Raw genomic sequence first — 19,345 nt, forward strand, 5'->3', positions numbered from 1 at the left:
CGAAAGAATTGAAAACACATTTCTACATACTTTTTTTTCTATTGATTGGCTTAACCTTTCCGGTATTAGCCCAAGACATTTCCTTGTTCCAACAATTTAATGGCAGATACGATTATACAGCAATCGGTAACACGATGAACACAGTTGAAAATGGAACTTTAGGACCTTGCACCATTTTAACTTCATCATCGGCAAACTTAAACCTCAATAGCGAGCAAAATATAGTAGCCGCTTATTTGTATTGGGCAGGTTCACACACAGGAGATTTCGATATTTCATTGAATAATATAGATATTACTGCAGAACGAACATTTAGCGATGCCCTAGATAGCGATCGTGTGTTTTTTGCTGCTTTTGCAGATGTAACTTCAATAGTTTTAGAACAAGGCAATACAAATTACACCATTTCTAATTTTGATCTTAGTGCTGATATTGCTCCCTATTGTCCTACCGGAACAAATTTTGGCGGTTGGGCAATTACCATAATTTATGAAGATAGTAGTCTTCCTTTAAATCAACTTAATGTTTATGACGGTCTACAAAGTGTTCCTGATTTTTTAAGTATAACACTAGATAATTTAAATGTATTAGATAACGAAAATGCAAAAATAGGCTTCGTTGCATGGGAAGGTGATCGATCTATAGCCATTAACGAGCAACTGACCATTAATGGCAATGTCATTAGTAATTATCCATTAAATCCTGCAAACAATGCTTTTAATGGTACAAATTCGTTTACTGGAGCGACCAACTTATACAATATGGATATTGATGTGTATAATATTCAAAATAATATAAGTATTGGAGATACGTCCGCAACTATAGCGCTGACCTCTGGTCAAGATTTTGTAATGATAAACAACATTATCACAGTACTAAACAGCCAGTTACCAGATGCTACAATTACCATTGATAATAACACAGTAGGTTGTGGAGATAGCACCATTGAAGTATTTTACACAGTCCATAACACGAATAGTACAGATATTTTACCTGCCAATACACCAATTGCATTTTATAGTAATAGTGACTTAATTGGTACAAGTGAAACGCAAAATACCATTGCTATTAATGCAAGTGAGAGCAATTCTATATACCTCAACTTACCAGAAGACATTGGTCCAAATGTGACTATTACTGCTATCGTAGATGATGATGGCACAATGAATGGTGTGGTTACAGAATCTAATGAGAACAATAATAGTACGTTTGCAGAAATTGAACTACTCATCATTCCTGAAATAACACTACTCTCTAATCTTATAGGTTGCAATGAAGGGTTTGAAATATCGAGTTATAATTTATTTGACGCCTTAAGGTCTCTTGATTATAATGAAGACGATCTTGCCTTTTATCGATCACTAGACGATTTAGAAACAGAAACGAATGCAATACTGATGCCATCGGACTATAATAATGACTCCAATCCTGAAACTATTTATGCGCGTATAGTAAGTGCGCCTTGCTATGAGATATTTCAATTCGATTTAACTATAGAAAACTGTCCTCCGTATATTCCGCAAGGTTTTTCACCAAATAACGATACTAAAAACGACTGGTTTAACATTCAAGATGTATACGACATCTTTACAGAACATGAATTACAAATCTATAATCGTTATGGTGAACTTATTTTTGTTGGTAACAATGAAACACCATGGGATGGCACAACAAATAGAGGACTTAATAATATCGGAAATAAAGTTCCTGTTGGCACTTATTATTATATATTGAATTTAAATGATCCAAATTATAAGCCTTTTATGGGTTGGGTCTATGTAAATTATTAGAATTGTTAAAATTTTAGTTCGTTCGTCTTATTTTTTTGTAAGTCTTCAGGACTTCTTGTAAATTTATAATCTGCTAACATTAGCAATTTATAATTCCCTCCAAAATTTATTTTAACCCTCAAAACGATAACTGAGTAATACCATAAAAAAAGTTCTTTTAAGGAACTGATAATGCATTTTATAGTGTAATAATTTTCAATTTATATGACGATACGTTGCACTTAAAATTAAAAAAAACTTCAATATATTTTAACTTTTAGAGCCTAAAAGCAGGAATTTTAGCTCCAAACGTTAACATTTAATGTATTTCGTCGTATTATTTTGTATTTCGTCTTATTTTAATATACATTTCGGCCATATTAAAACGAGTGTCTGAGTTGACTCCAAATCTACCCTTCGCTAAAATTATAATCTTAACCGATACAGATGATGTATTTAAATCGTTCCCTCCGCATATTTATTGGCTTAATTTGTAGTATCTCATTCGCACAACAAATCACCGTAGATAATTCAGTTTCACCTCAAGATCTTATTCAAAACACATTAATTCAAGGATGTGTTGAAGTTTCAAATATAAACTCTCCCTCAAACGGATCTTCTATTGGTATAGGTAGTTTCGGATATTTTGAACGTGGCTCATCCAATTTCCCATTTGATAACGGCATTGTACTATCTACAGGAGATGCTACTTCTGCTGGTAATGGTTTAAATAATGACATCCTAAACGAAGGAGATCCAACATGGTTAACAGATAGTGATCTTGAAACCGCTTTAGGTATTTCGGGAACCGTCAATGCAACTTCTATAGAATTTGAATTTATTTCTATTTCAAATCAAATACAATTTAATTATATTCTAGCTTCAGAAGAATATTTCGGTAACTTTCCGTGTAATTACTCCGATGGATTTGCTTTCTTAATTAAAGAAGCGGGAACCTCTGATCCTTATACAAACATCGCTGTAATACCTGAAACTACAACACCTGTAAATACAAATACCATCCACGATGAAATCGTTGGATTTTGTGCAGCGTCTAACGAAGCGTATTTTGAAGGTTATAATATTGGAGACACCAATTATAATGGAAGAACAACGGTTCTTTCTGCAACTGCTTCTGTTCAACCTAATGTACAATACCAAATAAAGTTAGTCATTGCAGATCAAACAGATCAAAATTACGATTCGGCTGTTTTTATAGAAGGTAACAGTTTTGATGCTACTGTAAACCTAGGTGAAGATTTCTCTACTTGTGCTAGTAGTGTTGAATTAGACGGTAATATTAACAACCCAAATGCTGTTTATTCATGGTATTTTAATGATACTCAAATACCATTAACTAACGATGCTACTCTAACCGCTACTGAGTCTGGAAACTATCGTGTTGAAATTCAACTACCACTCGCAGGAAGTTCTTGTGTTATAGAAGATGATATTGACATTACCTTAAGTTCTACGCAAACTTCAGATCCAATTGCAGACTATCAGCTTTGTGATGATTTAAGCGAAGACGGAGTGGAAACCTTTGATTTATCAACTAAAGATGCAGAAGTCCTAGCCTCTGTACCGTCATCTACCTATTCAATATCGTATCATTATAACAGCTCTGATGCTGTTAATAATAGTCGCGCTATCACAGATGCTATTCAAAACACGTCAAACCCACAGCCTATACATGTAAGAATTGAAGATACGGAAAATGGTTGTTTGGCTTTTTCAACCTTTAATTTAGTTGTAAACTCTTTACCAGTTATTTCTAATCCTACTCCATTAGAAGTTTGTGATAATGGCTCTGAAGACGGAAGAGTTGCTATGGATTTAAATGCCTATAAAGATACTGAAATTACACTTTCCCAACCTAATCTTGTGGTTAGCTACCATAGTTCTGCTGCAGATGCAACTGCTGGTATAAATGCATATTCTATGCCTTTTACCAACACCAATACTACAGAACAAGTTTTTGTAAGTGTTAAAAATACAGAAACAGGTTGTATAAGTACTACAACCCTAGATATTAGCGTTATAGAAAGTCCTATAATTAATACAGAACGTCACTATATAGATGCCTGTGATGCTGATTTAGATGGTTTTGCAACTTTTGATTTAACAACAATAATCCCTAATGTTTTAGAAGGTTTAACTGGTGTATCAGCTACATTTCATACGTCTCCAGAAGAAGCACTTTCTGGTTTAAATCCTATTGCAGACGACACTAATTTTGCCAATACCATTATTGAAGAACAACTTGTATATATTAGAGTAGAAAATGACAATACGGGTTGTGCCTCTATAACACCAATTGAATTACACACCAATCTATTATTAACAGCAACTAATATTAGAAATGTAACTGCATGCGATATCGGTGGTGATGGAACCGAAGAATTCAACTTTGAAAATATTGCAATAGGCATCATCAATGATTTAATTGATGTAGAAGTTATATTTTACGAAACTGAAATAGATAGAGATAATGGAACAAATGCTATTGATCCGTCATTATCATTCAGCTCTACTGATAACCCTCAAACAATTTATATCACACTAGTCAGTCCAACCTGTACTGAGGTAGCAGATTTTGATTTGGTTTTAAACCCAGTAGTTCAATTTGAATCAGTTGTAAGTTTAACCCTTTGTGATGAAGATCAAGATGGCTTTACAACAACCGATTTATCATCTTTAAACAATGATGTAACTAATGGCGAAGAAGGTTACGACGTTACTTACTTTTTAACAGAACAAGATGCGATTGATAATACCAATCCACTTCCTAATTCTTATACAAACACCTCTAATCCGTTTAGGCTATTTCCTAGAATTACAGCGTCTCAAACAGGGTGTTATGATTACAACTCATTTGAAGTCACAATTTTACCTGCACCAGAAAGCGAAAAACCTTTAGACATTATTATTTGCGATGCAGATAGAGATGGGTTTTCCCCAATAAATTTAAGCAATAGTATTCCTAATTCTATTTTAGCAACACCAAATCGTAGTGTAAGCTTCCACAATAGTTTAGAGGATGCACGTTCAGATTCCAATGAAATTCAAGGCTTAGCTAATTACAATGCGCAAACCGAAATTGTTTACATGCGTGTTGAGAATAGCACAACAGGTTGTTACGCGATTGAAGAACTAGATATAATCGTTAACACCTTACCTTATGTTGGAGATCTATCTAACTATATTCACCAATATACGTTTTGTGAAGACATATCTGATGGCATAGGGCAATTCATTTTTGCCAACAAAGATGCTGAAGCATTAGATGGCCAAACCGGTAAAAACGTAACGTACTATCTTAACGCTACTGATGCCGAGAATAAAACAAATGTTATTGACAAAAATAACGTTTATGAAAACATCAGCAACCCACAGCAAATTCATGTAAGAATTGATAATATTACAGATGAATCTTGTTACACCACCTCTTCGTTCACAATTGAAGTAGGTACAAATCCTGTTTATAACGAGCCAACTAATTGGTTTGTTTGTGATGATATTTCAAATGATGGATCTGAAGAATTTGATTTTTCTAGCGTTGTAGATGAAGTTACGGCTGGAATTTCTGATATACAGTCTGTAAAATTCTTTACCACTGAAAATGATGCTATTAATAGCACCAATGAAATTCCATTGCAATTCACAAATACGGTAAACCCGCAACAAATTTTTGTACAAATAGATAATGGTACAATTTGTCAATCTATTACATCATTTGTTGTTAATGTCATTAAAGTTCCGGATGTAACACTTCCTGAACCGTTAATTGTATGTGATGATGATACTGACGGTTATTCTGAATTTGATTTAACAGAAGCTGAAGCTAACATTACAGATGTAAGACAACAAAATATTGTAATAGAATATTTCGCTAATTTTGAAGATTCTGAAGCTAATGTGAATCCTATTGCTAATCCTGCAAATTACACAAACATATCAAATCCTCAAACCGCTTATATGAAAGTAACCAATACGGTTTCGAATTGTTCTGCGGCACTTCCTATAGAAATGATTGTAAATCAGCCACCAATTATTAATGATTTTGAAACGTATGAAACATGTGCTAATGCATCTAATACAGTGGATCTAACAGAAATAAATGAAATAGCAACTGATGTGACTTACAATGTTTTATTTAGTTATTTCTCTAATGAAGCCGATGCTATCGCTAATACAAACGCCTTAGATACTAATTACACATATCAGAGTAACTATGATACGCTATTTGTTAGAGCAGAATACAGCACAACGCACTGTGCTATGTATTACGAGTTTAACTTGAGGGTTAATCCGGTGCCAATCGCCAATCAGCCTAATGATTTAGTAGCTTGTGATGATGATTTTGATGGTCTTTTAGACTTTGACTTAGCGCAACAAAATGCAAGTATACTAGGAGGTCAAAACCCTAATTTATATACGGTAACTTATCATAACACAGCACTTCAGGCTAATGAAAACAATTCAGTTTTAGACACTACTGACTATATCGCTTTTGATAGTGAAGTAATCTACGCTCGTGTAGAAAACAATGAAACAGGATGTTATTCTGTTACCTCGTTTACAGCTATTATAAACCCGCTTCCAGTGGTAGATGTTGGAGATCAAGTTATTTGTATAGATAATTCACCAATATTAGTTTCTGCAAACACTAATATTGCATCGGACTCTTATTTATGGTCAACGGGTGAAACCACACCAGAAATTGATATCGCAGTTGTCGGAAATTATTGGGTAACAGTAACCACAGAGTTTGGTTGTGAAAGCACAAGTTATTTTGGAGTTACTGAATCTGAAACAGCGACTATAGAAACTACTGAAGTTGTCGATTTCTCAGACCCAAATAACATTACAGTTACCATTAGTGGTATAGGTAACTATCTTTATCAACTAGACGATTTTGAACCGCAAGAATCTAACGTATTCGAAAATGTAGCCATGGGCTATCATACGGTTACAATCATAGATTTAAATGGTTGTGCTAATGTTACCAAAGAAGTTTTAGTTGTTGATATTCCTAAATTCTTTACACCTAATAATGATGGTGATTTTGACACTTGGCATATTGTAGGTATAGAAACCTTACCTGGCACTATTATTAATATCTTTGATAGATACGGCAAACAACTTAAACAGTTAACCTCTAGTTCACCAGGATGGAATGGCTATTACAATGGTCATAAAATGCCAACGAGTGATTATTGGTTTGTCGCTGAAATACAACGTGGTTCTATTGCTTTTGAAGTTAAAGGGCACTTTACACTAAAACGATAGTTCATAGCTATAAGCATTATTTAGTATATAAAAGCGTCTTGTATTTAAACCCTTTACTTTTTTATGTGGTTACACGAAAAAAGAAGAATAACATTTGTTAAATATTGGTCTCAATTTGTGCTAAGTTACTTTGAAAAAAATACCAGCAGGTGATTATTGGTTTGTAGCTGAAGTTATTCAAAAAGGAAAACAATTTAAATAGAAGGGCATTTTATGCTTAGATGCTAAATTTCTCAACTCGAAGTTAGCTCGGTTAATTCATTTGTCATTCATCCAATTAAAAAGGTTACTTATCCTCTAAAACTCACGTAATTGATGTTTTTTTAGTATTTTTTTCTCTTAAAAATTTACCGTAAGCAAAAAAACTCTTGTTTCACCTATCCTTTTTTTAAACACTATTGTGAGATTATACTTAATATTTTTCTGGATTACCTCCTTCATTGGACTTAATTATAGTTACTCCCAACAAATAACAACGGATGACGCGTCATCTTTAGAACAACTCATTCAACAAAACCTTGGACAGAATTGTGTTGAAATTTCTAACATTTCCTCTAGTGTCAATGGTACTACAAATGGTATTAACAGTTACGGTTATTTTGATCGTGGAGATTCAAGTTTCCCGTTCGAAAATGGTATTTTACTCACTACTGGAAATGTCAACTCTGCCGGCAACATACTCAACAACAACCCACTAAACGAAGGTGATGACACTTGGGGAACAGATACAGATTTAGAAAATGCTTTAGGGATTACTAATACGCTAAATGCGACATCAATTCAGTTTAACTTCATATCAGTAGCAAACCAAATTCAGTTTAATTACCTTCTTGCCTCCGAAGAATACCAACAAGAATTTCCTTGCTTTTATTCCGATGGGTTTGCCTTTTTAATAAGAGAAGCTGGTTCTTCTGATGCCTATTCAAATATTGCGTTGATTCCTGGTTCTAATACACCAGTGAACACAAACACTATACACGACCAAATAGAAGGCTTTTGTGCGGCCGAAAACGACGCTTTTTTTGAAGGGTATAATATTGGCGATACTAATTATAATGGAAGAACCACTGTATTAACTGCAACAGCGGCAATTCAGCCAAATGTAGAATATCAAATTAAATTAATTATTGCTGACCAAACAGATCATAATTTTGATTCTGCAGTGTTTATAGAAGGAAACAGTTTTAATGCCAATGTAGATCTAGGGCCAGATATTACAACATGTGGAGATTCCGTGACTATTAATGGAGATATTCAAAACCCACAAGCCTCATATAATTGGTATAAAGATGATGTTCTAATCACAGGTGAAAACAATCCAATATTAAACGCTTTATCTTCTGGCACCTATAAAGTTGAAATCACCATACAACTCAATGCTACTTCTTGTGTTATTGAAGATACCGTAGAAATCACTCTCGATTCTGAACAATCCTCAAGTCAATTATCAGATATGATTTATTGTGATGATGCGTCTAATGATGGTGTAGAAGATTTTGATCTTTCAACTAAAGACAACGAAGTTTTAGCTTCTGTGCCTCCCTCTAATTATAATATTAGTTATCATTACTCAAATGACGATGCCGAAAACAATACCAATCCTATTCTAGGTAGTATTCAAAATACAAGTTCTCCACAACCCATTTTTGTTCGAATAGAAGATACATCAAATGGATGTTTAGCATATTCTACTTTCAATTTAATTGTAAATGAAAAACCAGATTATGAAGATCCAGATCCGATTATAGCCTGTGAAGATGCCGCTTTAGATGGTTATACTTATGTAGATTTAACTGTGGCTAACGACCAAATTACTAATGGCAATCCCAATTTGTATGTGTCCTATCATTTTTCTCAACCAGAAGCAGATATGGGTAGCAACCCTATTTTGTCACCCTACACCAATTTTAATACATCGCAAACACTGTATGTAAGAATTTACGATGCATTATCAGGCTGCTTTTCTACAACAACGCTATCTGTTGAGTTTCAAGATAGTCCTCCTATAAACACAGATGATCAATATATTAATGCCTGCGAACAAGATGAAGATGGTTTTGCGACTTTTGATTTAACAAGTATCACCGCTGACGTTTTACAAGGAAGCACAGGTTTAGATTTAAGTTTTCATGTCTCAGAATACGATGCTCTCAACAATCTAAACCCTATAGAAAATCCTGATAATTATCAAAACACGGTTCAAGATTTTCAACTGCTTTATATTCGCGTTCAAGATCCTACAACGGGTTGTTATTCCGTTGTTAAGTTAGGCTTATACGCCAACATCATAATAACAGAACTCTCTGGCCAAGTTATTATAGTTTGCGATGATATTTCTAATGATGGCATCGCTGATTTTGATTTAATTGAAGTGGAGAGAGACCTAATCAGTGACTTCGTTGAGTTTGAAGTCACCTTCTATCTTACAGAAGACGACAGAACAAATGAAACAAATGAAATAGATAAAACTAGCCCTTTTACAGTCTCAAATAATGGCACAACTATTTACGCTTCGGTTACCAATGGAGAGTGTTCTGGAAATATTGATGTGGTGTTAGAAATTTCGCCACCTGTAGTTTTAACTCCTCAAACAACAGACTATTGTGATGAAGATGATGATGGCTATACAACTTTAGAAATGGATATGCTTAATAGTGTAGCATTACAAGGAGTTCAAGCCGGAAACGTTAAATATTACCTCACAGAAGAGGACGCCATAAATAATGAAAATATTCTCCCAGATTATCATTACAACACTTCTAATCCGCAATTATTCTATATAAGAGTTACCAATGCGCAGACCGAATGTTATGATATCTCTACACTCGAAGTCAATATTGTTAGCGCTCCAAGTATTACCTATCCTCAGGATATAATTATTTGCGATGATAATGATGATGGTATTTCTATTGTAGATTTAGAATCAAAAATTCCTGAAATAGTACCATCAACTACAGGTTTAGACATTAGCTTTTACAATATTTACAATGCTGCTATTGAAGGTGAAAATGAAATTACAGACCCGCAAAATTATTCTACTGCAACACAATATATCTATGCTCGTGTAGAAAATGAAACGACAGGCTGCTATAGTCTATCTGGTTTTTATATTTATGTGAATACAGTACCTGAATTTATTCCAATTACTAATTTCGAAAACTGTGAAGCAGACATTACTGGTGTTGCCGATTTTTATTTCTATTTAAAAGATGAAGAAATACTCAATGGTCAGCCAGATAAACAAGTGCTATACTATGAAACTGAAGCAGATGCAATTGCTGGTATTAATCCAATTGATAAGTATTCAGTTTACAATAATACCTCGAGTCCTCAAACGATCTATGTTAGAGTAGAAAACATTACAGATACGGATTGTTATGGCACCTCATCTTTTGATATTGAAGTCGGTTCTATTCCTATTTTTAATGCAGCAGAAAGTATTTTTATCTGTGATGATATCAGCAATGATGGTTATATAACCATTGATTTGAATGATATAATTGCAGAAATGGTAGCTGGCAGCCCAGAAACTCTAGATATTACTTTTCATGAAACAGCTTTTGATGCCACTAACAATAGTAATCCTGTACCTTTAATTTATACCAACTCAACAAATCCACAAGAGCTTTATGCTCGAGTAGATAATGGAAATTACTGTAAAGGTATGTCTGCATTTGATATTAATGTTGTTTCTGCACCTGTGGTTAATTCTGCAACTCCAATTGCACAATGCGATGATAATTACGATGGCATTTTAACCTGGGATTTAACCGTTTCAGAAATTGAAATACTCGGCGTACGACAAGATAATATTGAAGTCACATATTTTGAAAGCATCGATGACTTAGAAGCTAACACCAACCCAATTCTAGATCCTGAAAATTATAATAACATCAGTAATCCGCAAACGGCTTATGTGAAAATAAACAATACTCTAAGTAACTGCTATGTTAATGTGCCTTTAGAATTAATCGTTAACCTGCCACCTGCCTTTAACGATTTTGAAGTCTATGAGATTTGTGACAATCCAACAAATAGTTTTGATCTTTCAGAAATTGAATCTGTATTAATTAATCCAGAAACTGAAGCGGTTCTTTCCTATTACGACACCTTTAATAATGCTGCAAACAGTACCAATCCACTAGATTTAAACTATACGTACCAAAGTATAAACGACACGGTTTTTGTACGTATAGAACATCCCGAAACAGGATGCTATTTCGTGTATGACTTTATACTTCAAATTAACCCTGTACCTATAGCAAATTCACCAAATGATATTGAAACTTGTGATGACGATTCTAATGATGGCATCGCATCATTTAATCTCGAGTCTCAAACCAACACGGTTTTAGGCACACAAAATCCTGATGACTTTACAGTAACTTATCATATAAATCTCACAGATGCTGAATCTGGTGACAACCCTATATCATCTCCTTATTTATCAGCACATCAACAACAGATTATAGTCCGAATTGAAAATAATGACACAGGATGCTACAGCTTAACCGATTTTAGTTTAGTTGTAAATCCACATCCTAATATTCCCGAACCACTTTTAGAATGCGACACTAATTACGATGGAAGCACACGTTTCGATTTAACAGTGGCTGAAGGTGATTTGTTTACAACTCCTAATCCAGATAATACCATTAGCTATTTTACATCCATAGACGATTTACAAATAGACAATAACCCTATTTTAAATCCTGATAATTTTTACAATACCAGCAATCCTCAAACCGTATTTATAAAAGTATATAATTCGGTTGCTGATTGTTTCACGTTTGTGCCTTTAGAATTAGAAGTTAACCTTCCACCAGCAATAAATACATTCGACATATTTGATACTTGTGACAACGCAGCTAATAGTTTCGATTTAACTACGATAAATGATGTAATTGTAGACACCAATTACAATGTGCTTTTTAGTTACTTTTCAACAGAAGCAGATGCTATTGCTAACCAAAATGCATTAGATACAAATTACACCTATACCAGCACAAATGATACCATTTATGCACGTATAGAATTTAGCACTACACATTGTTATTTTATTTATCCTTTTGAACTTCGTGTCAACCCATTACCAATTGCAAATCAGCCACCAGATCTTATCACATGTGACGATGATTTTGATGGTTATTATGATTTCAACTTAAATCAACAAACAGCCACTATTTTAGGTTTTCAAAACCCAAACCAATATAGTGTTTCGTATTTTAATTCTAATCTTGAAGCGGAAGAAGGCATAAACCCAATTACCGCAGCGTTGTACCATGGAAGTAATAACGAAATCATTACAGCACGCATAGAAAATAACACAACAGGGTGTTACAGCCTTGTTGATTTTTCACTAATTGTACATCGAAAACCGAATGTAAACATTCCAGATCAAGTAGTTTGTATCGATAATTTACCATTGGTGGTTTCTGCCAATACCTTCTATCCTACAGACACCTTTTTATGGTCAACAAACCAAACAGGTTCTGATATTGAAATTACAGACGTTGGCACCTATTCAGTTACGGTAACTTCAGAAAATGGATGTGTTACAACAAGCACATTTAACGTTACAGCGTCTGAATCTGCTACTATAGAATTAACCGAAACCGTTGATTTTTCGGACCCAAACAATATTACAATCACTATTAGCGGCATTGGTAATTATCTTTATATTCTAGACGATGGTGATCCTCAAGACTCTAATATTTTTGAAAATGTATCATTAGGTTATCATACAGTAACAATTATTGATTTAAATGGTTGTGCAGAAGTTACTAAAGAAGTTGTTGTGGTAGATGCGCCTCCTTTTTTCACACCTAATGGCGACACAAAAAATGACACTTGGCATATTATAGGAATAGAAACCTTACCTGGTAGTATTGTTTATATATTTAACCGTTACGGAAAACTCATAAAACAGTTAGGGTCTAACACACAAGGTTGGGACGGAACGTATAACGGTTACAATATGCCAGCCAGCGACTATTGGTTTTTAGCCGAAATAAAACAAGGGAATGTTGCTTTTGAAGTCAGAGGCCACTTTGCGCTTCGTCGTTAATAAGAACAGATTATCTTTTTTAACACCTTATTCCAATTCAAATAATAGTTAGAAGTGTATCTTTGCTATCCCTTATAATGAAAATGAAGCAAACATTACTAGCTATTACCCTATTGTTTCCCCTATTGAATTATGCTCAAAATATTTCAGTAGACAGTCAAACATATACACCACAACAACTCGTAGAAGATATTTTAATTGATAGTGAGTGTATAGACAATGTTACTGTAACCAATGTTGTTGGAGGTGATTTTAGTGGTTCAGACCAAAGTTACGGTTATTTTGAAGCCAACGGTTCTAATTTTCCTTTTGAAAGTGGTATCGTTTTAAGTACTGGAAGGTTAGTAAATGTTCCAGGACCAAATAACAATTTAAGTGATGATGATGCACCTGGTTGGTCAGGAGATATTGATTTAGAAAATGCATTAAGTGAATCGGGAACCATAAACGCAACTATTTTAGAATTCGAGTTTACGTCAGTCGCTTCGCAAGTAAGCTTTAGATATCTTTTTGCTTCAGAAGAATACCAAGAAAACGATTCTAATACATGCCAATACTCCGATTTATTTGGCTTCTTAATAAGACCAGCAGGTGGACAAGAGGAATATGAAAATATAGCATTAGTGCCAGATACAGATACACCTGTAAAAGTAACCACGGTTACACCTGGAGTTCCTGGTAGTTGTCCTCCCGAAAACGAAACGTATTTTGGTAGTTTTAATAACAACAATGCACCAATTAATTTTAATGGACAGACAGATATCCTAACGGCAACGGCAAATATTGTTCCCAATGTTACGTATCATGTAAAGCTAGTCATTGCTGATGAGAATAATTACAGATATGATTCAGCCGTATTTTTAGAAGCTGGAAGTTTTGAAATGTCTTCAGATCTAGGACCAAATTTACTGGTTGCTACAAATAATGCACTATGTGAAGGAGAAACCCTTGAGCTTAACGCCTATCAAGATGGTCAAAATACTTATGACTGGTACAGAGATGGTGTTTTAGTGCAAGGAGCACCTGGTTGTGGTACATGCGGATCATACACCGTTACGGAACCTGGCACTTATACTGTAGAAGTGACTTTAATAAATAACTGTGTTTCTTATGGAGAAGTTGTCATTGAATATGCTCCGGCACCTGTTGGTGTAAATTCTGTTCTAATAGAATGCGATAGCAATCAAGATGGTTTAACCAACTACAATTTATTTAATGCGTCTTTTGATTTAACCAATGGGAATCAAAATATATATGTAAGCGACTTTTTCTTATCGGAAACAGATGCTTTGGCTAATAGTAACCCGATTACAAATCCAGAAGCATTCCAAAACACCAATCCTTTTCAAATCGTTTATGCTCGTATTGCAAATCAAGCGAATTGCTTTGACATTGCAGAATTAGAATTACAAACGTCCAACAATTCGTTAATTATTCCTGATTTAGATGCGTGTGATGGAGACATTGCAGATGGGTTTACCACTTTTGATTTATCAGGAATTGAAAATTCTATTTTAAATCAAATTCCTGAAGGAGCTACTATTCAATACTTCGAAACAGAAGCAGATGCGCTTAATGGAACAAATGCGCTTTCTAACACCTTCGAAAATACGATTCCATTTACCCAAACTATTTATATAAAAGTTAGTAATAACAATCAATGTTTTGGTATTTCTTCCGCAAACTTAAATGTGCTTTATACGCCATTATTAAAAGCAGACGAAACCCTTATATATTGTACAAATGAATCACAACCATTAACCATTTATGGAGGTGTTCTTAATGACTTACCTAACAATTATTACTACGAATGGCAATTTAATGGCACAACAACAGAAGTAAACACGTTGTTTTATGAGGTTACAGAACCTGGTTCTTACAATGTTATCGTTACAGATCCTAATGGATGTTCATCGAGTAGAACAATATCGGTTTTAGCTTCTGAAACAGCAATTTTAGAAAGTGTTAGCGTCAATGGTGTGGCACCAAATAATACGGTTACCATTGCTGTGTCTGGCAATGGCGATTATGAAATAGCTTTAAATGATGAAAACGGCATCTATCAAGATGACTTTGTATTTACAAACCTACCTCAAGGCTTTCATACTGTTTATATAAGAGATAAAAATGGCTGTGGTACAATTGAAGAAACTATTTCTGTTCTAGGCTTTCCTAAATTCTTTACACCAAATGGAGATGAAGACAATCCTACTTGGCAAGTTATTGGAACAAATGAGCAATATAACCAAATAGAATCCATTCAGGTGTTTAACCGTTATGGTAAATTGATGACAATATTAACAACGGCAAATCGTAGTTGGGATGGAACACTAAAAGGAAAACCGCTTCCGAGTGATGATTATTGGTACATCGCTACATTTATTGACGGTAAAACACATACTGGCCATTTTGCATTGAGACGTTAAGCCTTATTGTTGCTTATACCAAAACTCCTCTAATCAACTGTTTATTAAACAAATAAGCACAACTCTATTTTTCACACCTAGTTTTACGATATTAAGGACGTATAGAAAAAGTAAGAAATTTCTAAGCTACTGACTGATTAGACACTACAACAATTGGACGGCATGCTTTGTATTATCACTTAATATTCTATTTTTGTGCTAACTAACTCAAACTTTATTTTAGCAAAAATTAACGTAACTATTACTTAACAAATGAAAGTAATATATTACATAATTTTGCCCACTATTTTTATATAAGCTACATGAAAAATTACATCTTTTTACTGTTCTCCCTTCTTTCAATTTTAAAGGGTTATTCTTTACACAACAACACAAATTACACGACAAACAAATCAGATTATATTGCTTGTCCTGCTCCAATCATAAACACCTTTAGTCCTTCAACTGGACCTATAAACACAGAAATCATAGTAAACGGAAGCAATTTCGATTCGACAACAACAGTCGATTTTAACGGTATCGATGCTACCTTTAACATTATAAATAACAGCGAAATGGTTGTTTTTGTTCCTTCTGGTATTGATGAAACTTCCAATATAACATTTACAACTTCTGGCGGCTGCGACACCACAACCTCTACAAGTTTTTCTTTGTTAGATTCTGACTGTAATTCTGCCGATGAAATATATATTTCTGAAGTTTATGATTCTGATGGTGGAAGTTTTGGTGTTATAGAGCTCTATAACCCAACCAACGCAACTATAAACCTTGAGACTGTTTACGAGGTGCTAAGGTTTGGTGATATCGGTAATAGTACTCCTAGTGCAACAATTCCATTAGAAGGCTCTATTGATCCACTTAGTACATATATCATTGAAATGGGTGGAACAGGTAATACGTGTAGTGGTTTAACTGCTGGCACAACGGTAGCTGCTGGTATTAATGAAGACGACGAAATTCAGTTAATAAAAAATGGTTCTATCATTGATGTCATCTATACAGATGATGAAATTGGCTATAGCTTTATTAGAAATGCAGATGCATCAGCACCAAGCTCATCCTATAACCTTAACGAGTGGTTATTGCTAGAAGACGAAGATTGTTCAAATTTAGGGTCACATACATCAAATACAACGAGTTCTACACCAAACATTACACAGCCTATTAACCAAGATATTTGCGAAAATAATACAGCAACCTTTTCAGTAGCTACAGATTCAGGCTCATACACGTACCAATGGCTTGTTCTAAATACATCAGGTAACTGGGTTAACGTAAATAATAACAGTAATTATTCTGGCGCAACATCTAACACTTTAACAATTACAAACACGCCTGTTAGTTTTTCTGGGTTACAATATTACTGCATCATGACATCGCCAGGTTGTACTCTTGTTTCCAATGCAGCACAACTTGAAGTCTTAAATCCTGAAGTCGATATTTTATCAAACCAAACCGTATGCTCAAGTTATACGCTTCCTGAACTCACTAACGGAACGTATTACACAGATACGAATGGTACAGGATCGCAACTTAATGCTGGTGATACCATAACAACGTCTCAAACTATCTACATTTTTAATACATCTGGCACACCACCTAACACCTGTCAAAACGAATCTAGCTTTACGGTTTCTATTAGTGGAGATCCAGTTGTAAGTCTATTAGATGACCAAACTATTTGTTCCGAGTTTACACTACCTGTCATAGATAATGGAGACTATTTTACAGCAGCCAATGGAAACGGAACACCTTTAAATGCCGGAGACATCATAACGACATCACAAACGATATATATTTACAATGAATCTGGAGTTGCGCCTAATACTTGTACTAGCGAAAGCAGCTTTGATATTACCATATATCCTGCTTCAGATTTCACATTAAACGCGGCAAATATCGAAATTAACGGAAATTCTATAGCCATCACAATGCCAGACACCACAATAGATTACGAATATGCTATTGATGAGTCTAATTTTCAGAGTGAAAATACATTTACAAACATCTTAGAAGGCACACACACCTTGTATGTTCAAGATTCTAATGGTTGTGTTACTAAATCTATATCTTTTGAAATACAAACTATTGAAGATGACTTATTTATTCCAAATGGATTTTCACCAAATAATGACAATAAGAATGACTGGTTTAACATCCAAGGTCTATATGATGTTTACACTAGCCATAAATTAGAAATCTATAACCGCTATGGAACTTTAATTTTTGAAGGAAATAACACTAAAAAATGGTTCGGAATAGCTAATAAAGGGCTTATGCACACGGACAAAGTTTTACCAGTAGGTACCTATTTTTATGTATTATATTTAAATGAGTCAAACACAAACTCTAAACCTCATACAGGTTGGGTGTATCTTAACAAATAAAATTTTCAACGTTTAATTTGCAAGCATGAATCGCATTAGTTTATTAACACACTATACCTACGTCATAAGTTTAATTTTTATAACAAATACCTATGCCTCAGTAAGTGGTGCTATTAATGAAGTCAATAACTTTTGTCCTGCACCAATAATTAATACGTTTGCGCCTGCTACTGGACCAGAAAACACATTAATTACAATTAACGGTAGTAACTTTAATACTGCAGCAACAGTGTCTATTGATGGCATTGCTACTTCCTTTACCATTATAGATGATACTCAAATCACAGCACTTATACCTGCTGGTGCAATGGACGCTTCTAGTATTTCTATTTCAAGTAATGGTGGCTGTACAGGAAGTTCGTCCACTGATTTTATAGTGTTAGAATCGTCATGTATTGTTAGTGACATTTATTTTTCTGAACTATATGATGCACAGAGTGATGCTTTTGGAATTATTGAACTTTACAACCCAACAAATACAACTGTAAACTTAGATGGAGTTTATGAAATTTTCAGATATGGAAATATTGGTGAACCTGATGCGGATGCTACCGTTATACCTTTAACGGGATCAATCCCTCCTCTAAGCACCTTTATAATTCAAAGTAATGGTTCAGATGCTTGTACTGGATTCTCTGTAGATTTTACTCTAGGAGCTGGATTTAATGATAATGATGAATTTAAACTTAAAAAAAACGGCATTGTAATAGACAATGTTCAAGCCATTGATGAAAGAGGTTATACTATAATCAGAAATTCTGATGCTATTGCACCTGCAAGTACTTTTGATTCCAACGATTGGTATCGTGATGGTAGTGAAGACTGTAGCGACATTGGGTCTCATACCGTAAATACAACAAGCACCTCACCAAACATTACCCATCCGCTGTCTCAAGACATATGTGAAAATGGAAATACTTCTTTTTCAGTTTCAGTAGATATTGGCTCATACACTTACCAATGGATGACCCTTAATAGTTCTGGAAACTGGGTGAATGTAATTAACAACAGTAATTACGCTGGAGCATCATCTAACACTTTAACTATTTCTAATGCACCCTCTAGTTTTAATGGTTATCAATACCACTGTATTATGACCTCTACAGATTGTGATTTAGTATCTAATGCAGTACAACTTCAAGTTTCTAACCCAACTGTAGATGTTTTTTCAAATCAAAGTGTATGTTCAGACTACATTTTACCAACTTTAACTAACGGAGACTATTATACCGCAACCAATGGTGGTGGCACTCAACTCAATGCTGGTGATACTATTTCAACGACACAAACCATTTACGTCTATAACGAAATTGGAACAGCTCCAAATACCTGCTCTAATGAAAGTAGTTTTATCGTCACTGTAAGTGGCACACCAAATGTTGATACCCTTTCGGATCAAACAGA

6 protein-coding genes are annotated in these 19,345 nt (G+C 34.4%); all 6 read left to right on the forward strand.

Going from position 1 to position 19,345, the window contains the following annotated elements:
- Positions 1 to 8 precede the first annotated feature (8 nt).
- Positions 9 to 1,790 (forward strand): gliding motility-associated C-terminal domain-containing protein, encoded by a 1,782-nt coding sequence (locus ITJ86_RS06220; RefSeq protein WP_225034867.1) that lies wholly within the window; start codon positions 9 to 11, stop codon positions 1,788 to 1,790.
- 426 nt (positions 1,791 to 2,216) lie between these two features.
- Positions 2,217 to 7,061: a T9SS type B sorting domain-containing protein gene (locus tag ITJ86_RS06225; protein ID WP_195870754.1), complete on the forward strand. Its 4,845-nt coding sequence runs from the start codon at positions 2,217 to 2,219 to the stop codon at positions 7,059 to 7,061.
- Positions 7,062 to 7,461: 400 nt separating this feature from the next.
- Positions 7,462 to 13,128 (forward strand): T9SS type B sorting domain-containing protein, encoded by a 5,667-nt coding sequence (locus tag ITJ86_RS17520; RefSeq protein ID WP_195870755.1) that lies wholly within the window; start codon positions 7,462 to 7,464, stop codon positions 13,126 to 13,128.
- Between the two features lie 83 nt (positions 13,129 to 13,211).
- The gene (locus ITJ86_RS06235; RefSeq protein WP_195870756.1) at positions 13,212 to 15,554 is read left to right on the forward strand and encodes a choice-of-anchor L domain-containing protein; all 2,343 of its coding nucleotides are present in this window, start codon (positions 13,212 to 13,214) and stop codon (positions 15,552 to 15,554) included.
- Between the two features lie 302 nt (positions 15,555 to 15,856).
- A complete protein-coding gene (locus ITJ86_RS06240; RefSeq protein ID WP_195870757.1) occupies positions 15,857 to 17,941 on the forward strand; it encodes a T9SS type B sorting domain-containing protein in 2,085 nt (694 codons plus the stop codon).
- A 25-nt stretch (positions 17,942 to 17,966) separates the two neighbouring features.
- Positions 17,967 to 19,345, forward strand: a 1,379-nt coding sequence (locus ITJ86_RS06245; RefSeq protein WP_195870758.1) for an IPT/TIG domain-containing protein, incomplete at its 3' end; no start/stop codon positions are given.

Source organism: Winogradskyella marina, assembly GCF_015645385.1.
Classification (GTDB): domain Bacteria; phylum Bacteroidota; class Bacteroidia; order Flavobacteriales; family Flavobacteriaceae; genus Winogradskyella; species Winogradskyella marina.